General features: G+C 52.6%; 16 protein-coding genes. 10 read left to right on the top strand and 6 right to left on the bottom strand.

Features of this window, described 5'->3' with window-relative positions; translation table 11 throughout:
* Window positions 1-70: 70 nt before the first annotated feature.
* Window positions 71-967, top strand: coding sequence for a site-specific tyrosine recombinase XerD (gene xerD, locus LX66_RS24605; protein WP_145718448.1), 897 nt, complete (start codon window positions 71-73; stop codon window positions 965-967).
* Here the strand turns inward: xerD and LX66_RS24610 are convergent, their stop codons facing one another.
* Entirely contained in the window at window positions 968-1,843 is an 876-nt protein-coding gene (locus LX66_RS24610) for a DMT family transporter (protein ID WP_145718450.1), read from the bottom strand.
* Between the two features lie 100 nt (window positions 1,844-1,943).
* Here LX66_RS24610 and LX66_RS24615 point away from each other — a divergent pair, with 100 nt between their 5' ends.
* A complete protein-coding gene (locus LX66_RS24615) occupies window positions 1,944-3,365 on the top strand; it encodes an aminotransferase-like domain-containing protein (RefSeq protein WP_145718452.1) in 1,422 nt (473 codons plus the stop codon).
* A 106-nt stretch (window positions 3,366-3,471) separates the two neighbouring features.
* Here the strand turns inward: LX66_RS24615 and LX66_RS24620 are convergent, their stop codons facing one another.
* Entirely contained in the window at window positions 3,472-4,362 is an 891-nt protein-coding gene (locus LX66_RS24620) for a hypothetical protein (protein WP_145718455.1), read from the bottom strand.
* Between the two features lie 709 nt (window positions 4,363-5,071).
* Between LX66_RS24620 and LX66_RS24625 the strand changes: the two genes are divergently transcribed.
* The 5 genes from LX66_RS24625 (at window position 5,072) to LX66_RS24645 (ending at window position 8,613) form a co-directional block, all read left to right on the top strand.
* Window positions 5,072-5,482: a hypothetical protein gene (locus LX66_RS24625; protein ID WP_145718457.1), complete on the top strand. Its 411-nt coding sequence runs from the start codon at window positions 5,072-5,074 to the stop codon at window positions 5,480-5,482.
* Window positions 5,483-5,537: 55 nt separating this feature from the next.
* Window positions 5,538-6,167, top strand: coding sequence for a hypothetical protein (locus tag LX66_RS24630; protein ID WP_145718460.1), 630 nt, complete (start codon window positions 5,538-5,540; stop codon window positions 6,165-6,167).
* Window positions 6,164-6,961, top strand: a complete 798-nt coding sequence (locus LX66_RS24635) for a sensor histidine kinase (RefSeq protein WP_145718463.1) — start codon at window positions 6,164-6,166, stop codon at window positions 6,959-6,961. Before LX66_RS24630 ends, LX66_RS24635 begins: the two co-directional genes overlap by 4 nt.
* Before the next feature lie 106 nt (window positions 6,962-7,067).
* On the top strand, window positions 7,068-7,742 hold the full coding sequence (locus tag LX66_RS24640) for a response regulator transcription factor (protein WP_145718465.1): 675 nt from the start codon (window positions 7,068-7,070) through the stop codon (window positions 7,740-7,742).
* 25 nt (window positions 7,743-7,767) lie between these two features.
* Complete coding sequence (locus LX66_RS24645) at window positions 7,768-8,613, top strand: DUF2911 domain-containing protein (RefSeq protein WP_145718467.1); 846 nt, start codon at window positions 7,768-7,770, stop codon at window positions 8,611-8,613.
* A 58-nt stretch (window positions 8,614-8,671) separates the two neighbouring features.
* Here LX66_RS24645 and LX66_RS24650 read toward each other — a convergent pair whose 3' ends face one another.
* A complete protein-coding gene (locus tag LX66_RS24650; protein WP_145718469.1) occupies window positions 8,672-9,835 on the bottom strand; it encodes an acyltransferase family protein in 1,164 nt (387 codons plus the stop codon).
* A 233-nt stretch (window positions 9,836-10,068) separates the two neighbouring features.
* On the opposite strand from LX66_RS24650, the gene LX66_RS24655 reads away from it, so the two are divergent.
* The 3 genes from LX66_RS24655 to LX66_RS24665 are packed head-to-tail and all read left to right on the top strand — an operon-like array spanning window position 10,069 to window position 12,740.
* Entirely contained in the window at window positions 10,069-12,192 is a 2,124-nt protein-coding gene (locus LX66_RS24655; RefSeq protein ID WP_145718471.1) for a hypothetical protein, read from the top strand.
* A 9-nt stretch (window positions 12,193-12,201) separates the two neighbouring features.
* Window positions 12,202-12,492 carry a DUF1360 domain-containing protein gene (locus LX66_RS24660; protein WP_145718473.1) on the top strand — a complete coding sequence of 97 codons (291 nt, stop codon included), beginning with the start codon at window positions 12,202-12,204 and terminating at the stop codon, window positions 12,490-12,492.
* Between the two features lie 11 nt (window positions 12,493-12,503).
* Window positions 12,504-12,740: a hypothetical protein gene (locus LX66_RS24665; RefSeq protein ID WP_145718475.1), complete on the top strand. Its 237-nt coding sequence runs from the start codon at window positions 12,504-12,506 to the stop codon at window positions 12,738-12,740.
* A 103-nt stretch (window positions 12,741-12,843) separates the two neighbouring features.
* On the opposite strand, the gene LX66_RS28235 is transcribed toward LX66_RS24665, so the two are convergent.
* The 3 genes from LX66_RS28235 to LX66_RS24675 form a co-directional block, all read right to left on the bottom strand.
* Window positions 12,844-12,993 (bottom strand): hypothetical protein, encoded by a 150-nt coding sequence (locus tag LX66_RS28235; RefSeq protein ID WP_158642751.1) that lies wholly within the window; start codon window positions 12,991-12,993, stop codon window positions 12,844-12,846.
* A 226-nt stretch (window positions 12,994-13,219) separates the two neighbouring features.
* Window positions 13,220-15,406 (bottom strand): peptidase domain-containing ABC transporter, encoded by a 2,187-nt coding sequence (locus LX66_RS24670; RefSeq protein ID WP_145718477.1) that lies wholly within the window; start codon window positions 15,404-15,406, stop codon window positions 13,220-13,222.
* Window positions 15,407-15,415: 9 nt separating this feature from the next.
* Window positions 15,416-16,597: an HlyD family secretion protein gene (locus tag LX66_RS24675; RefSeq protein WP_145718479.1), complete on the bottom strand. Its 1,182-nt coding sequence runs from the start codon at window positions 16,595-16,597 to the stop codon at window positions 15,416-15,418.
* Window positions 16,598-16,642: the final 45 nt, after the last annotated feature.

Below are 16,642 nucleotides of genomic sequence, written 5' to 3' on the forward strand. Positions count from 1 at the left end.
GTTCAAGCTGTATACGTTTCCACCAACTTTTACATTTAAGATTTTACATTTGCCATTTTACATTTACCTTATGTGGAAGGTGTACCTGAAAGGATTTAGCGCTTACATGCAACTGGAGCGGTCGCTCTCGGATAATTCCGTGCTGGCTTACACCCGGGATGTGGAGAAGCTGGAGCAGTACCTGCTGGCGCACAACCGGCCCGTGCCGCCGGACGAGGTGACCCTGGACGACCTGCAAGGCTGCGCGCAATGGATTGCCGGGCTGGGCATGACCGCCACCTCGCAGGCGCGCATCATTTCCGGCATCAAGGCATTTTACCGCTACCTGATGATGGAGGACATTGTGAAGCAGGACCCCACCCAGTTGCTGGAAGCCCCCAAAATACAGCGCAAGCTGCCGGATGTGCTGAGCTTCGAAGAAATTGAGCGCATCATTGCACAGGTAAAGGCCGGTACGCCCGAAGGGCAGCGCAACCGCGCCATACTGGAAACCATGTACAGTTGCGGACTGCGTGTTAGCGAAGTCGTGAACCTGAAAATATCCCAACTGCATTTCGACGCCGGCTTTATACGCGTGATCGGCAAGGGCAATAAGGAAAGGCTGGTGCCGGTGGGCCGGGATGCCATGAAATATATTAACCTGTACAAGGACGAAATACGTGTGCACGTGCCCGTGAAGAACGGCCAGGAGGATACCCTGTTCCTGAACCGCCGGGGCAGCGCGCTGAGCCGGGTCATGATCTTCCTGGTGATCCGGGAGCTGACAGCAGCGGCAGGCATTACCAAACAGGTGTCGCCACATACTTTCCGGCACTCCTTTGCCACCCACCTGGTGGAAGGCGGGGCCGACCTGCGCGCCGTACAGGAGATGCTGGGACATGAAAGCATTACCACCACGGAGATCTATACCCACCTGGACCGGGAATTCCTGCGGGACACCCTGCAGCGCTTCCACCCCCGGTTCTGATCACTTTTCCTGCGCCTGTTTCGCAAATTTCCTTGAACTGGCAACGCAGAGCACTACGCCCGCCGTAATGCCTATCATGCCTGTATTTATGTGCTCGTGCAGTAAAGTGGCGGCCAGCGCCAGCCCTAAAAACGGCTGCAGCAACTGCAACTGTCCTACAGCAGCAATCCCGCCCTGCGCCAGGCCCCGGTACCAGAACACAAAACCGATCAGCATACTGAACAGGGACACATACACCAGCCCGATCCATGCTTCCGCACGGATGCCGGTGAATGACGAGGGGCGCGAGTAATACGCCAAAGGCGCCATCAACGGTAATGACAGCACCAGGGCCCAGGAAATGACCTGCCAGCCGCCCAGTGTTTTGGACAGCTTTGCCCCTTCGGCATAACCAAGCCCGCATAAAACGATGGCCAGCAACATGAGCACGTCGCCGGCAGGCGAAGCGGAAAGGCCCTGGGCAATGGCGAATCCGATCACCAGCAAACTGCCCAGCACCGAAAAAAACCAGAACGCCGGACGGGGCCGCTCTCCCCCGCGCATCACGCCAAATGCAGCCGTGGCAAGGGGCAGCATTCCCACGAAGACGATGGAATGCGCCGATGTAACATATTGTAAAGCAAGGGCGGTCAGCAGCGGATAACCCAGCACCACCCCTATCGCCACAATACCCAGTGAAAAAATCTGCCGGCCTGCGGGCCGCTTTTCCCGGAAGATGATCAGCAGGCAAAGGGCCAGCACACCGGCTATAGTTGCGCGCGCCACGGTGAGGAACACCGGGGACAGATCCTGCACGGCCACCCTTGTGGCCGGCAATGAGCCGCTAAAAATGACCACCCCTATTAATCCGTTGATCCAGCCGTATGCATGCTTCATAATAAACCTGTTTAAATAACGGGGGCAAAACTAAACAGCGAAACACAATGAGCACAGCCCCAGTTTTGTGTATTTCAATAGACACAGTTACATTTGCGCCATGGGAAAGGTGATTTTATACAGCGCCATTGCCAATGGCATTGCGCAGCAGATCAGCAGCGGGGTATTGCAGGCTGGTGACCGCCTGCCTTCTGTGAGAACCTTGTGCCGGGAGCACGGCATTAGCATGAATACCGCCAAAAGGGTGTTCCTGGAACTGGAAGCGCAGTCGCTCGTGGAGTCCAAACCGCAATCCGGTTACTTTGTGCGCCGGCTGTCTTATCTCAGGCTCCCGCTTTCGTCGCCCAGCCGTCCCTCGCCGGTAGCCGGCAATGAGGCGCCGGCGGATATCATTACCAGCGTTTATGAAAATATGGGAAGGGAAGATCTCACGCTTTTTTCCATCGGGGTTCCTTCCGGGGCGCTGCTGCCTTTGGCCAGGCTCAAAAAAGAGATATTGCAGGCTACCCGGAAACTTGAAGCAGGCGGCACGGCGTATGAGCCCTTACAAGGCAACCTGCAGTTGCGGAGAATGATCGCCGCGCGCTCACGGGTATGGGGCGGCCATTTGCAGGAAAGCGACCTGGTAACCACCGGCGGTGGTATGAACGCGCTGTCATTCTGCCTGATGGCCGTGTCCAAACCGGGTGATACCGTTGCCATAGAAAGCCCCTGCTATCCCGGCATATTACAACTGGCCACCAGCCTGGGGCTCCAGGTGCTGGAGCTGCCTACCCATCCTGCCACCGGCATTGATATAGCTGCTTTACGGAAGTCGCTCCCCAGGATCAACCTTTGCCTTTTGATCCCGAATTTCAACACGCCGCTGGGCAGTTGTATGCCGGATGAGCACAAAAAGGAAGTGGTGGCGCTTTTATCCGCCCATAATATCCCGCTTATCGAGGATGATATATATGGCGACCTGTATTTTGGCGACCAGCGTCCGAAATGTTGCAAATCATTTGATGAAACGGGCAATGTGCTGTGGTGCAGCGCTGTCTCGAAAACGCTGGCGCCCGGCTACCGGGTGGGCTGGGTAGCCCCGGGCCGGTTTAAGGAACAGGTGCTGAAGCTGAAGCTGGTGCATTCCATTTCGGCCACTTCACTGGTGCACGAGGCAGTGGCGGGCTTCCTGGGCTCCGGCAGATACGAGCATCACCTGCGCCGCCTGCGCCGGACCCTGTATGAAAATTACCAGCATTACCTCCAGGCCATCGCCAGGTATTTCCCGGAGGGAACCAAAACAAGCCGGCCACGGGGCGGCCTTACCCTGTGGGTGGAGTTTGACCAAGCCATCGACACAACGGTGCTATATGAACTTGCCATGAAACAGCATATCAGTATTGCGCCCGGCCGGATGTTTACCTTACAAAACCAGTTTCAGCATTGCATGCGGCTGTGTATAGGGCTACCCTGGTCTGATGAGTTGGAGCGGAAGCTGAAGCAATTGGGTAACCTGGCCGCAATGCTGTCTGCCACCTGATCAGGGGCAATAAAAAAACAGCTACCCGGAAACTGGCTGGTGGGTAGCTGTTTATATGTACAAATGGGGCTCTCAAACACGATGACTCCTAACTAAAACTCTGATTTTAGAATGGTGCTAACAGCAAAAACTCGTCCTGGTATCTCTTCCGTTGCTTTACCATCACGGACCAGCCGCCCAGCCACTGCGCCAGGTGAGTGGTCGCTTTTTTCATGGCTGAAGGTTTTACAGTGATGTTCAGCAAGGTACAGGGTGCAATCGCCTTCCTTTCGGGGCTTTGCGCGGTTTGTGCGTCCTCCTCCCAAAGCAGCAGGTTGTTGCGATATACCTTGAAGTATACGTCCGGTCCCCGCTGGTACTGACCCTGGCGGACCGGCATCAACACGCCGGCTGACATATCTTTTACTCCGAACTGCAGTTTGTAGCGGCCCAGCAAATTGGTGTATGCAGTGCCCAGCAGCTTGTTGTTCTGCGCATTGTAAGCTTCTACTTTTAACTGCGGCTGGCCTGCCGCGTGGTGTTGAAAGCGGACAGTGCCGCTGATCACCCAGGTGCCATAGCTCCCCCTGATCTGGCTCCAGTGCTCCGAGGGGATCACATAGGCAAATGCGCCCAGGTACTTGTCGCGGGTGCGTTTCCAGTGCGGCACCAGCCGGCTGAGGTGGTACTGCGTAACGCCCCGGTAGCCTGGCGCCCTGCCTGGCATCTGTTCCAGGCAGAGATCCAGCTCCAGTGGTTCTGTGAACAGGTGTATCTGTTCCCAGGAGAGGCTAAAATCACCTCTTTCATCCAGCATGGCTTCCGCTAACAAACGATCCGCTTTTCGCTCCGCTTCTCCCGGAGCCAGCAGCTTAAGATGATTAAAATTGCCTTTACCGGATGTATCCGATGGGGAGCGGCCTTCCGGCAGATAGATGCGTAAGCGCCCCTTTGACAGCGGCTCTATACAGTCATCACAGATCAATGCAGAGATGTTTCCAATTAACAGGTAACTCATGGCTTAAAATTTTAAAAAAAGGGGTTAACGTGCTAAACCCTCAACCGGCCATTCTACGGAACAGCCGGCTTTTTCTTTCCTACTTCTCTCTGCATAAACCGGAAGAAACAAACATGGGTAGAAAGGCCCAACGTATAACCTAAGCACTGTCCCCTCTAAAGTAATAACGTGATATCTTTTGAACTCAGGTTGATATCACAAAGGTTGGGAATAAAGGAACAGCAGACAAGCGTAGAAGTCCCATAAATGGAGAATGCGTAGAACTACGCATTCTTGCGGAAAATACGGTTGGGCACGCTAAGGGGCCTCCGGGCAGGAAGGGCATGTAGCATGTCCAGTCCCGGCGGGCGGATCAGCTTAATTGACTTAAAGCATTGACTTATAAAAGCGCAGCATGACAGGGGTGTATCGGGTTGGTGATTTGCTGCGGCAAAATAGTTATTATTCTTTATAATCAAAATAATTTCAGGGGACAAAAGGAAAAATACGTAGAACTACGCATTTTTGCGGGAAACTACGTAACCTGATCAGATCAGCTTTTACAGAAAAACGTCCCAAACAGCCTATAGTAGCCCATTTCCGAGAACGCACACATACACTTAACACAAAAGTGCCATATATATCTACACTATAAAAAGTAGGATTTTATAATAACTTTACTCCCACTGGCTAATACTGAACTTTTCTAATTAACTAAAACTAATGTCACATGAGTACAAATGAAAAAAAACATTATCCCCCGGATGCGGGTAAGTTTATTTCCTTAAAGGAAGCCGACCGGTTGATCAAGAACTATGATGAAAAGGAGAAAAAACATGGCAAAAAGGACTTTACGAAAGCCTATTTCTTTGGTAAGGACAAAATAAAGGAACTATTGGATTGTGAAGGCTGCGTAGGAATTCGTATATACTATGGCGTGGATCTGGACGGGGATGGTATAGATGATAAAAAGATGGTGATCTACGCTGTCAATAAAGAAGGCAAAAACATGCCTTATTACCCGCCCAAGCCTAAAACCGCAGGGCTGGGATTTATGTCCCCGGCGCCGGATGATGGTGGTGACGGAGATGACGGTAAGGCGCTGGATGAAGGTCTTGGCTGTCCTTCTTACTGTCCTTAGAGATTTCAATTAAAATTTCATATAGGTGTTTATCTACTTAGTACTTTTTTACGTAATGTTGGGGATCGAATGTTTAATTTTGATCCCCTTTACTTTACACCGCCGGGTGCTGGATAAAGCAGGCCAGTGGGCTTATTACTATCTTATTTCTAGTGTGATATTTGCAGCAGGATCTGCTCTCCTAGCCAAACTGTTTCACAATAATTTATGGTTTCTTTCTATTATGCACTTCGTGCAATTTATTATCCTCTCCAAGTATTATCAGCTAATAATAAAATCCCCTTTGCTTAAAAAAGTAATTAAAATATTATTAGTCCCAGTTGTTATTATTTTCTTCCTGGACATACTCAAGTTGGAAGGGATAATGACCTATAATTCTATTTTTGCAACGATTAGGGCTTCCCTGCTGCTTTGCTATGGCATTATTTTCTTTATCCAACTGCTGTTTGATGAAGACCTTGTAAGAGAAGCCATCTTTATTAATATCCTACCTGATTTCTGGTTCAATGCGGGGTTATTCATTTTCTTTTCCTGCTCATTTTTCCAGGCACTTACTTATAATTTCTTTCTCCGGCATTCCATTCCTAATGTTTATATTATGCCTTACCTTATCTTCATTAGCGGCATAATTGAGGGAATTCTTTTTTATATTGGCCTACTGAAAGCCAAAAGACAGTACGGATGAACATTGTTGAAATAGTGATAATAGGCACAGCCGCTATGTTTATGCTGGGCATCCTCGTAGTAGTGCTCGTAATGTTTCAGCAAAAACAGGTGATCCAGCATAAACTCGCCCTGCGCGACAAGGACCTGGAGCTGCAACGGGAACGCCTGGTGGCCGTTTTACAGGGCCAGGAGCAGGAGCGCAAACGCATTGCCGAAGACCTGCATGACGAAGTAGGCGCCCAGTTGTCCGTACTGAAGCTGAACCTGGGCCAACTGCAGCACCACCTCAAAACCGGCAACGGGGAAGCCGAACGCCTGAAGGAAACCAAGGATTTCACCGATACCATTATTCAGCACCTGCGCTTCATCTCCCAAAGCCTGCACCCCCAGGCGCTGGATAACCTGGGCCTCTCCCATGCGCTGGACTCCTTCTGCAGCCTGATGAACAAGAACAAACAGGTGCGGATATCCTTCAAAACCTCCGGTAACGGCCATACTGTAGACCGGGAAAAAGCGCTCAACGTATACCGCGTGGTACAGGAGCTTATCAACAATATCCTGAAGCACGCCCAGGCCAAAGAAGTGCTGATCACCTACCACAGCACCCCTGCCCTGCTCAGCATTGACGTGGAAGACGACGGCAACGGCCGCCTGCTGGGCGCCCTGGAGGGTTCCCGCAAAAAAACCGGCAGCCTGGGACTTAAAAATATTGAAAGCCGCTTGAATATTATCGGCGGAAGTATCAAATTTGCAGAAAGAACGCCAACAGGAACAATAGCACAGATCCGCGTGGAAAACTATCAATCGCAATAACCGTCGTTACCCTTCAGGTTATTAAATTGTTGAGAGTTAAACGTTAAGAAAAATTTTCACTTAACTTTACGGCCTGTTTATACTGTTCACACAACTAACACTCCCTATGGCTGACCAGATAAAAGTGGCGATTGCTGATGATCACAAGATATTTCGCAGTGGCGTTATCAATACGCTCACGCCCTACCATAACATTAACGTGGTTTTTGAGGCGGAGGACGGGGAGCACCTGTTAAGTATCATAGAAGAGCAAGTGCCGGATGTTATACTGATGGACCTGAAAATGCCCAATATGGACGGCATACAGGCTACCGTCCAGGTAAAGGAAAAATACCCGGATGTAAAGGTCATCATTCTTACCATGTATGAAGATGACAACTTCATCGTGCACCTGGTGGAGAACGGCGCCAACGCCTACCTGCTGAAGAACGCAGAACCCGAGGAAATATACGAAGCCATTTGCACCACGTATGAAAAAGGCTTTTACTTCAGCGAGAACGTAAACCTGGCCCTGCTCAAAAAAGTGCTGCACAAGAACAAACAACAGTTCAAGCCTGTTTTCAGGAACAGCAACACCAATGCGGAGCTGCAACTGAACGACCGGGAAAAGGAAGTGCTGCAACTGATCTGCAACGAGTGCACCACCCAGGAGATCTCCGAAAAGATATTCCTGAGCCCCCGCACCGTAGAAGGGATCCGGCAGAAGCTCCTGGAAAAAACGAGCGCCAAGAACACCGTAGGGCTGGTAGTATACGCCTTCCGCAATGGCCTCATAGAATAGCTGCACACCATTAAACCACCAACATATGCGAACATTACGTTACAACATTGCTACCGTTGCCTGCGCGCTCCTGTGCTACGCCCAGGGCGCCCTTGCACAGAACGTTAAAATGCCTGCTCCCAGTCCCGGACAGACCGTAAAACAGGATTTTGCACTCTCCTATGTGGAGGTAAGCTATTCCCGTCCTGCCATGAAAGGCCGGAACATTATGGGCGAGCTGGTGCCCTATGGCAAAGTATGGAGAACCGGCGCCAACGCCGCTACCACCATCACCTTCGGCGATGACGTGAAATTTGGGGGCACCCCGGTAAAAGCGGGCAAGTACGGCCTGCTCACCATTCCCGGCCAGTCCGAATGGATCGTGATACTGACCAAAGACCTGAACGTAACCAACCCTGCCGCCTACAAGGAGGCCAATGATGTGGTGCGCGTCAAGGTAGCCCCCATGGAAATGCCGGGAACCGTGGAAAGCTTCCTGATCACCTTCGACGAAGTGATGCCCACTTCCATGAACATGATGCTGATCTGGGACAAGACCATCGTACCGGTAAACATTACCGCAGACATTGACGGCAAGATCATGTCCCAGTTGGACGAAGCCATGAAAGGCGAAAAGAAACCCTACTTCCAGGCGGCCACCTATTATTATGAAACCGGCCGCGACCTGAAGAAAGCCCTGGAGTGGGCAGACGCCGCTACCAGGGAGAACCCGAAAGCATTCTGGATCTATCACCTGAAAGCCAAGATACAGGCCAAAGCCGGTGACAAGGAAGGTGCAAAGGCTACTGCCATGCAATCCATTGAACTGGCAAAAGAAGCCAAGAACGATGATTATGTAGCGCTGAATAATAAGCTGATAGCCGGCTTGTAAAAATTACACCTGTAAAAGTTGGCGTTATTCACTTTCGCCAACTTTTACATTTTACCGCCTACACCCGGGTCTGGATCACGGCAATTTTTTGCTTCATTTCCAGGAAACGCTTCTCAAACAACTGGTAGGATGCATAGGCCACCACCGCCGTCAGTAACAGGCAAACAAAGGGGTAAATAACATCATACCCGATGAAGGAAGCTGGCGGCACCCGCAAAACCCTCGCAAACAGGTTGATCGTCAGTTGGCATATCACCGTATGATACAGGTAAATGCCATAGGATATTTTTCCCAACGTTCTCAGGAGCGGCTGCTCAAAATTAACAACAGACCGCTCCGTTACGGAGGCCACTATGATATAACAGAACAGGACGGCCGCCAGCCCATGGGCAAAAAAGTAACGGAATGTAGCCGGTAAAGGGAATAGATCCAGCACAAACAGGATGGACAGCGCCCACATTACCCATTGTACTCCCCTGTGGAACAATTTTTTATAGACGCGGCCATACCGCTCCCTGTTGAAATAAAAATAAGCGCCTAACATCCCCATGCCAAACAGTTCCAAACGGTTCAGGGCAAATACATAGTTAATGAGCTTCATCCTGTGCTCCGTAATATACCCCGCTGCCATCAGCACAAAGAACAACACTTTCATCAGCATGCTGACAGCTACTACTATAACAAACAATTGCAGCAATCGCTTGTTGAACCAGCGCATAAACCAGGGCCATACCATGTAAAACTGCTCCTCTATGCATACAGACCAGGTGATTTCCGCAATGCCCGGGTTATATTGAAAGAAAGCCATTTGTATATTAACGGCAAATAAGACCAGGAACACCAGGTTGATGCCTATCGTATGCCAGTCTACCTCCTGCGCTCCCATTCCCAGCCAGTTGATCGCGAGCGGGGCAAGCAGGGTAATGGAGATCCCGTAAAAATAGTACAGGGGCCAGATCCGGAGAATACGGCGCTGGTAAAAGTGCTTAATATTGACCGTACCGGTTCGCTGTTGTTCCACCATTAACAGGTACGAGATCAGGAACCCGCTCAGTACAAAGAACAGGTTCACCCCCAGGGTGCCAAACTGTTTCGTGTACACGTGATAAACGGCAGAAGCTCCCTTTACAGCATCCAGTTTAAAAAAACTGGCATGATGGATCAATACCAGTAAGGCGGCAAAAAACCTGAGACCATCCAGATTCTTAAAGTATATTTTCATCGGCTGGGGTTGGGATAATATGGCTGCTTAGCGAATTTACAGCAGTCCTTCCATTTTTCATGAAATTATGTCCGCCTGCCGCTGTATTTAAATGATCCGGGTCATCTATCTGGCTGATTCCTGTCAGTGCTGCCTTCCAAATCAGGTATTTATACGCTTGTCAACCCCCTCCCTGTTCCCGTACTTTTGCATACAATACCCCAGAATTATTCAACCCCAAAAATTGAACTACCATGCAATCCCGCATCAAGGAGCTGAGCGCGAAAGACTCCGCTGAGCTCAGAAACAAACAACAGTGGCTGCTCCTCAAAAACCCGAACTACTTCGGTATACAGGACAAGGAGAGCCCCCTGAACGCGCAGTTCAAGCCGGAGCTGGAGCTGCTATCCAACACCTTCTATGAAGAGCTGACCTGCATCAGCTACAAACCGGACGCCCAGCGTCTCAGTGCGATCATCACCGTAAAGCAGGGAGCCGGCTACAGCGGCGGGCCCTGTACCCCGGGCAGCAAGGAATACGTGCGTTTCTATGTCAGCTATGACAACGGCGTATCCTGGGAAGATGAAGGCGTGGTGAGCTTTGACATCCACGACTTTGGCAACAGCGAAGACCTCTGCTACGAGGTGTTCAAAACCTTTGCCCCCAGGAAAAGGTCCTGCTGCGATAAGCAGCCCGTATTGCCGCTGGTGCGCGGCATCCTTTCCTGGAACCAGTTGCCGCCACCCGCAGCCCCCTTCTGGCCGCCCATCTGGGGCAATGTGCTGGAAGCCCGCATACAGGCCGCTCCCCGCACCGGCTTTATCTGCCTGCTGGACGATATCCTGGGCAATATCGGCGTGCAACTGGACGGCAAGCAGTTTGACCTGGTGGACCAGGCCCTGCCCCCGCTGGAATATGCGCCTGCCCTGAAGGAGAACTATACGCTGGCGGAAATTGCCAAAGTATACGGCAAAGAGGTGGAGCCCTCCCGTAAAGGCTACAGCTTTGTGAGCAACGCCTTCTTTACCAAAGCGGCCGTAACGGCGCAGGAATACGAGCTGCTGAAAAAATACGAGCTGGATATCAGCAGCATTGTCGGCGCGCTGCAGGAGCAAAAATTCAATACCACCTACGAAGAAGTGCGTTGCGTGGGCCTGAACCGCGATTTCGACACGCTGAACGCGGCCATTCACATCAAGCGTTCCGCAGGCTATTCCGGAAACCTCTGCTCCAAAGGCTCGCAGGAATACCTGGCCTACTATATGGACTTTGGCGGCGGCTGGGTGTACATGGGCACTTCCTCCGTAACAGTGCACGATATTCCCCTGCCGGACGGCGGCCTCTGGTACAACGCTCCCCTGAAAGTAACGCTGGACCCATACCAGAAAGCCTGGTGCCAGACCGGCCGCGCCAAGGTAAAAGTGATCCTGTCCTGGAACTGGGTGCCGCCCATAGATCCCAACTGGGTAGCGCCCTGGGGCGACTGGGAAGAATGCCAGGTGGAGATCAAACCGCTGCCGGACGGCGTAAACCCCGGCCAACTCAAGCCCTTCATAGAACTGCTGGGCGGCATGCCGGTAGACCTGATCAGCGGCATCACCGGCGAAGCCAACGGCCTGCACACCCTGGGCTTTACCGCAGTGGAAAGTCCCTTTGGCGGCAACACTACGCTGCGCGGCCGCTTCTTTAACCAGAATACCCACAGCTTCCGCTACCGCATACGGGTCATAGCGCCCAGCACAGCCGAGCACTCCGTCATGACGCAGGTGAAGCTGAAAACGGATACCTTCGGCACTATTTCCCCGCTCATCACCCTTACCCCGGATGTGAACGGCTGGATGCCTTACCTGGCCAACCCAGCCACTAACACCTTCATCGTGGACGACCTGTTCGGCAGCTTTACGCCCACAGAAAGGGGCATCCATTACATCAGGATAGAGTTTGAGGACATTACCCTGGGAGGTGTGTTCTATAACAGCCAGTGGGTGAAGTTCAGCGCAGACATCCCGGCCCCGCAGGTGGACATCACCATTACCAGCGGTGGCGGCGATTGCGGCGACTTCCCGCCGGGCAGCACCATTTCCGGCACTTACCAGATGACGGACAACGACAGCCACAGCCTGAACATTTACGTTACACCGGCAGCAGCAGGCACTACCATACAGATAGACGGGCAGCCCACGGCCTCCCTGGCTTACGGCAGCGCCCTGTTCCCGCTGCCTAATGGCGGCAAATCCGGCACCTGGACCCTGCAAACCACAGCGGCTACGCAGCCCTGCGGCTACAACATCTGGATACACGGGCGCGACCGGACCATTGTGGGCAGCAGCCAGTATGGTTATCATGCTTACATGCCCAAAGGCTTCTGCCTGGGATAAACTGCGGCCATGCATAGTTATTATTTCCTATTGTGCGTGCTGGCCGCCTGGCGGATCACGCACCTGCTGCAGGCGGAGGACGGTCCGTTTGACCTCGTCTTCCTGCTCAGGAAAAAAGCAGGAGCAGGTTTCTTCGGGAACCTGCTCGACTGCTTTTACTGCCTGAGCATATGGGTGGCCCTGCCCTTTGCCATCTGGCTGGGCATATCCTGGCAGGAGCGCCTGCTGCTCTGGCCCGCCATTTCAGGAGCCGCTATCCTGCTGGAAAGGATCACCAGCCGGGAAATCATCAACCACTAAAATGAAAATGTATGTGTTGCGGAAAAAAGAGAGCTGCGCTGGCAGCACAGCAGCGGGGTCTGGCGCCTGCCGGGCAGGCGGATGCGGAAGCCTTCATTGCATACCGGTATACCGGCCATTCGGCGTTGGTCACTACCGGTACGGTCACCGGGCAGATCTACCGTTTTGTTTCCAAAGGAGCGGTGCAACTGGTGCATCCCCGTGATGCGGGAAGCCTGGAAGAGGTGCCGGGTTTGGAAAGAATATAAAATGATACCGTCCTATTACGAATAGTAACCTTGTTAAGGCCATCGGCAAGCAACAAAAGGTGCGGGCAATACCCGCACCTGAATCATTGTGCTGAAACGTTAGTTAAAAGCTTTCCAGCTTCCTTTGTGCTTCGGGTGTCACCGCAAAGATATCGGCTATTAGATTCCCATACTGCCACCAATACTTGCCGCCGGTTGTTTCAACCAATTCCCGGGAGCTGAGCTCCGCTACATTCAAATGTTCTAAATTCATGATTTTCTGATTTTAATACGTAAATAAAATTTGTTTTTGTTGTACAACGGGTCTAAGGTAATAACAGGCAGCCCTCACTCCAAGGCACAATTCGGAAACGTGGCAACCAGTCCAGAAAGCGACCCCATTGGGTTTGTATACGTTTCTACGCGTCGTATCGGGATATTCCCGATGGCACCCGGTATTAGCCCCGGCCATTAAAAGGCCGGGGCTTTTTTAGTATCGCTCAGGTGTTGTTTGCTGCAGCGATGTGAGCGGAAGGAGCGCAGTCCGGTACCTGTTGCCTCCACAGTTGGTAATAGGCGCCTTTAGCTTCAAGGAGTGTGTGGTGGGGGCCTTCTTCTGCCACTTTTCCTTTGGAAAGCACCACGATCTTATCGGCCTGCGCTACCGTGCTAAGGCGGTGAGCGATCACCAAAACGGTTTTCCCCCGGTTTCGCAGCGAATCGATCACCTGCCGGATATACTGCTCTGAAACGGAATCCAGCGAGGATGTAGCCTCATCCAGGATGAGCACCTCAGGATCACGGTACAGGGCCCGGGCAATGGCCAGGCGCTGGCGCTGTCCCCCCGAGAGGTTTACCCCGTTTTCTCCAAGATACGTATGGAACCCTTCCGGCAACTGTTCGATAAACTCAGCCATCCCCAGCTCTTTGCAGGTACGGATCACGCGGCTCATATCCGGTTCAGGCGCTCCTACGGCGATGTTCTCGATCACATTCCCCGCAAACAGGTCCACCTGCTGGGGCACCACGCCGATCACCCGGCGCAGGCTCTCAGGGCTCAGGTAACGGATATCAAAATCGCCGATCATGATGCTCCCCTGCTTTACCGGGTAGATCCCCTGCAAGAGAGATAGCAGGGTGGTTTTCCCCGAGCCGCTTTCTCCCACTACTGCTGTGACCTGTCCTTTGCGCATGCGCAGGTTCAGATCCTGGAAAACCGCCGCACGGGTTCCGTATTTGAAATGGACTCCCTTAAATTCGATATCACCTGCCAGCTCAGGGGTGAGCGTAGCTTGCTGCCCGGCCGCTTCCTGTTCCAGGTCCATGATCTCGAACAACCTGTCGGCGGCGATCAGGGCATCCTGGATGGTACGGTTCATCCCGATCAGTTGGGTAACCGGACCGGTAAAGTAACCGATCACCGCATAAAAAGACAGGAGCTCCCCGGGAGTGATCCGCGTATCCATCACAAAACCGGCTCCCACCCACAGCAGGATAACGGTAAACAGTACGGAAGTAAGGCTGCCGGAGTTCCCGATCCATAACGCATTTACCGAAGACCGGTAAGTTGTTCCCAGCAGGCGGATAAACCTGTTTTCCATCTTCAGGTTGGCAAACTCCTCCAGCCCGAAACGCTTGATCGTTCCCACCGAGCCTACCGACTCCACCAACTGGGATTCCAGCTCGGCCGCGCGCTCCATCAGTTTCCGCTGGGTTTTCCTGTTCACCCGGTTAGAAAAGTAATAGATCAGGGAATACAACGGGACCACCAACAGCATCACCAATGCCAGCTTCCAGTACAAGGTGAACATGAGTGCAAACGAAAACAGCACGATGAAAATATTAACGGCAAACATGATCAGCACGTCGTTGATAAAAGTGCGGATCTTTACCGCATCGTTGATCCTTGAAATGATCTCCCCGGTTCGCATGGTATCAAAGAAACGTTGCGGGAGTCTCAGCAGGTGCTTGTAATAGCCCAGGATAAGCCGCGCATCGATCAACTGGCCGGTTTTGATCGTAAGCAGGGTCCTGGCATGGTTGATAAATGCCTGGAGGAACAACAGCATAACCATGATCACGCCCATTAGATGCAGCAAATTCCGGTTGCCCCCGGGCAGCACCTGGTCCACGATCTTTTGCAGGAAAATTGAGGTGGACAGCCCCAGCAAGGTATACATCACCGCGCCCAGCAGCACCTGCAGGAGCATGCTGCGATGCGGTTGTAACAGGAAACTGAACCGCCTGAGGACCGGCACTTTTTCATCGCCTTCCCGGAACTGCTCACCTGGCATGAGCAGCAGCAACACGCCGGTCCATTGCGCTTTAAAGGATTCATGCGGGAGCTTATGCATGCGCCCCTCTCCCGGGTCCATCACCTGCACGCAGCGCCTGCTTACCCGGTAGATCACCACAAAATGATGCAGCCCTCCCTTTACCGTGATATGGGCAACCGCCGGCAGGGGTACTTTAAATAAGCTTTCCCAGGGGCATTTCACCCCTTTTGCCGAAAAGCCCAGCTTTTCCGATGCTTCGATCAGGCCCAATACATTTGTCCCCTTCTGATCGGTAGCCGCATACTGCCGGATGCGGGCCACCGGCAGCTTCAGCTTGTAGTACGCCGCTACCGATGCCAGGCAGGCCGCCCCGCAATCGGTCATATCCCGTTGTTTGATCTTGATATTCATCAGACAAGTTTATGCCCGGCCGGGGTTTAACCAGTTATCGGTTTTGTCATATAAAAGCTGGAACAAGGTGCGCCGCGTAACCATAAACCGGGCCTGCAGGGTCATTCCTTTTTTCAGGGCGCCTTCGTAGCCGTTGCGCAAACGGAGGGTATAGTTATCCAAACGGCATTTTACCAGGAATACCGGCGACCCGCTTTCCGTTACGAGCACATCGTCTGCAATATCCCAGATATGCCCTTCTACCATGCCCCATTCGTTATAATTAAAAGCATCGACCTGGAAACGGGCCGTCATGCCTTTCCTCAGTAAGCCGATGTCTCCTGGCAAGACCTGCACTTCGGCAATCAACCCCGAGTCTGGTGAGATTTGCGCCAGGGTTTCACCCAGGGTGACAAAACTCCCGGGGCGTATACCGTTAAAATGCTGAATGCTTCCCCCTGCCACCGCCTTCACCGTATAGAATTCCTTTTCCTGGTCGAATTGCTGCTTGCGGGAGGATAATTCACGGAGCTCCCGTTTCAGCTCGTTCAGCTCGGTTTGCCACTGGCTCATTTGCTTGTCGTATACCAAATGCAGGCGGGCCTGCGCATTTTTCAACGCGTACATATCCTGCTCGAATTCCGCATCTGAGGTCACCTTTTGATCATGCAATATCTTTTGCCGGGCGAAGCGGGTCTGCGCCTCCAGCCTGGCCAACTCGGGCTCCGCCAACTGCTCCTTGAACAGGCTATACTGCTGTGCATAAAGGCTGGTATTCAGGGCAAGCTTCCCCTGCGAAGCGCTGGAGCCCGGCGCAGCCAGCGTTTCAGAGAGCGCGGTCAGTTGCTTCAGATCACCGATCCGCAGGGATAGCTCCTGTTGCCTGGAAACCACATATGCCGATTCTGCCTCTAATGCCCCGGCCTGTATTTCCAGCAGCGTATCTCCGGGCTTTACCAACTGGTTTTCCCGGATCAGCACCCGCTCGATCCTCCCTGAAACAGGCGCTTTTACCGTATTATGCTCCGCCGCTGCTCTTAGTATTCCACGACTATTCACGCTCACGTCTACACGGATAAAGAACAGGGAGCCAAACCCCAGCATCAGGAACAGCAATACCGCCTGGTAGATCACCCGGCTGCGCGTGTGATGCTGCTGAAAATGATGCTCAGCCGTAAATTCCATGATCTCGACGGGAAAAATTCTTTGCATGGGGCTAAGCTACGCACATCCGGGACCCTGCCAAACCGGCCCGGT

Source organism: Chitinophaga japonensis, assembly GCF_007830125.1.
GTDB lineage: Bacteria > Bacteroidota > Bacteroidia > Chitinophagales > Chitinophagaceae > Chitinophaga > Chitinophaga japonensis.

What these genes read in the sequence shown, in the direction of transcription:
- xerD (WP_145718448.1), top strand. Translation starts at nt 71, where the DNA reads ATGTGGAAGGTGTACCTGAAAGGATTTAGCGCTTACATGCAACTGGAG.
- LX66_RS24610 (WP_145718450.1), bottom strand. Translation starts at nt 1,843, where the DNA reads ATGAAGCATGCATACGGCTGGATCAACGGATTAATAGGGGTGGTCATT.
- LX66_RS24615 (WP_145718452.1), top strand. Translation starts at nt 1,944, where the DNA reads ATGGGAAAGGTGATTTTATACAGCGCCATTGCCAATGGCATTGCGCAG.
- LX66_RS24620 (WP_145718455.1), bottom strand. Translation starts at nt 4,362, where the DNA reads ATGAGTTACCTGTTAATTGGAAACATCTCTGCATTGATCTGTGATGAC.
- LX66_RS24625 (WP_145718457.1), top strand. Translation starts at nt 5,072, where the DNA reads ATGAGTACAAATGAAAAAAAACATTATCCCCCGGATGCGGGTAAGTTT.
- LX66_RS24630 (WP_145718460.1), top strand. Translation starts at nt 5,538, where the DNA reads ATGTTGGGGATCGAATGTTTAATTTTGATCCCCTTTACTTTACACCGC.
- LX66_RS24635 (WP_145718463.1), top strand. Translation starts at nt 6,164, where the DNA reads ATGAACATTGTTGAAATAGTGATAATAGGCACAGCCGCTATGTTTATG.
- LX66_RS24640 (WP_145718465.1), top strand. Translation starts at nt 7,068, where the DNA reads ATGGCTGACCAGATAAAAGTGGCGATTGCTGATGATCACAAGATATTT.
- LX66_RS24645 (WP_145718467.1), top strand. Translation starts at nt 7,768, where the DNA reads ATGCGAACATTACGTTACAACATTGCTACCGTTGCCTGCGCGCTCCTG.
- LX66_RS24650 (WP_145718469.1), bottom strand. Translation starts at nt 9,835, where the DNA reads ATGAAAATATACTTTAAGAATCTGGATGGTCTCAGGTTTTTTGCCGCC.
- LX66_RS24655 (WP_145718471.1), top strand. Translation starts at nt 10,069, where the DNA reads ATGCAATCCCGCATCAAGGAGCTGAGCGCGAAAGACTCCGCTGAGCTC.
- LX66_RS24660 (WP_145718473.1), top strand. Translation starts at nt 12,202, where the DNA reads ATGCATAGTTATTATTTCCTATTGTGCGTGCTGGCCGCCTGGCGGATC.
- LX66_RS24665 (WP_145718475.1), top strand. Translation starts at nt 12,504, where the DNA reads ATGTGTTGCGGAAAAAAGAGAGCTGCGCTGGCAGCACAGCAGCGGGGT.
- LX66_RS28235 (WP_158642751.1), bottom strand. Translation starts at nt 12,993, where the DNA reads ATGAATTTAGAACATTTGAATGTAGCGGAGCTCAGCTCCCGGGAATTG.
- LX66_RS24670 (WP_145718477.1), bottom strand. Translation starts at nt 15,406, where the DNA reads ATGAATATCAAGATCAAACAACGGGATATGACCGATTGCGGGGCGGCC.
- LX66_RS24675 (WP_145718479.1), bottom strand. Translation starts at nt 16,597, where the DNA reads ATGCAAAGAATTTTTCCCGTCGAGATCATGGAATTTACGGCTGAGCAT.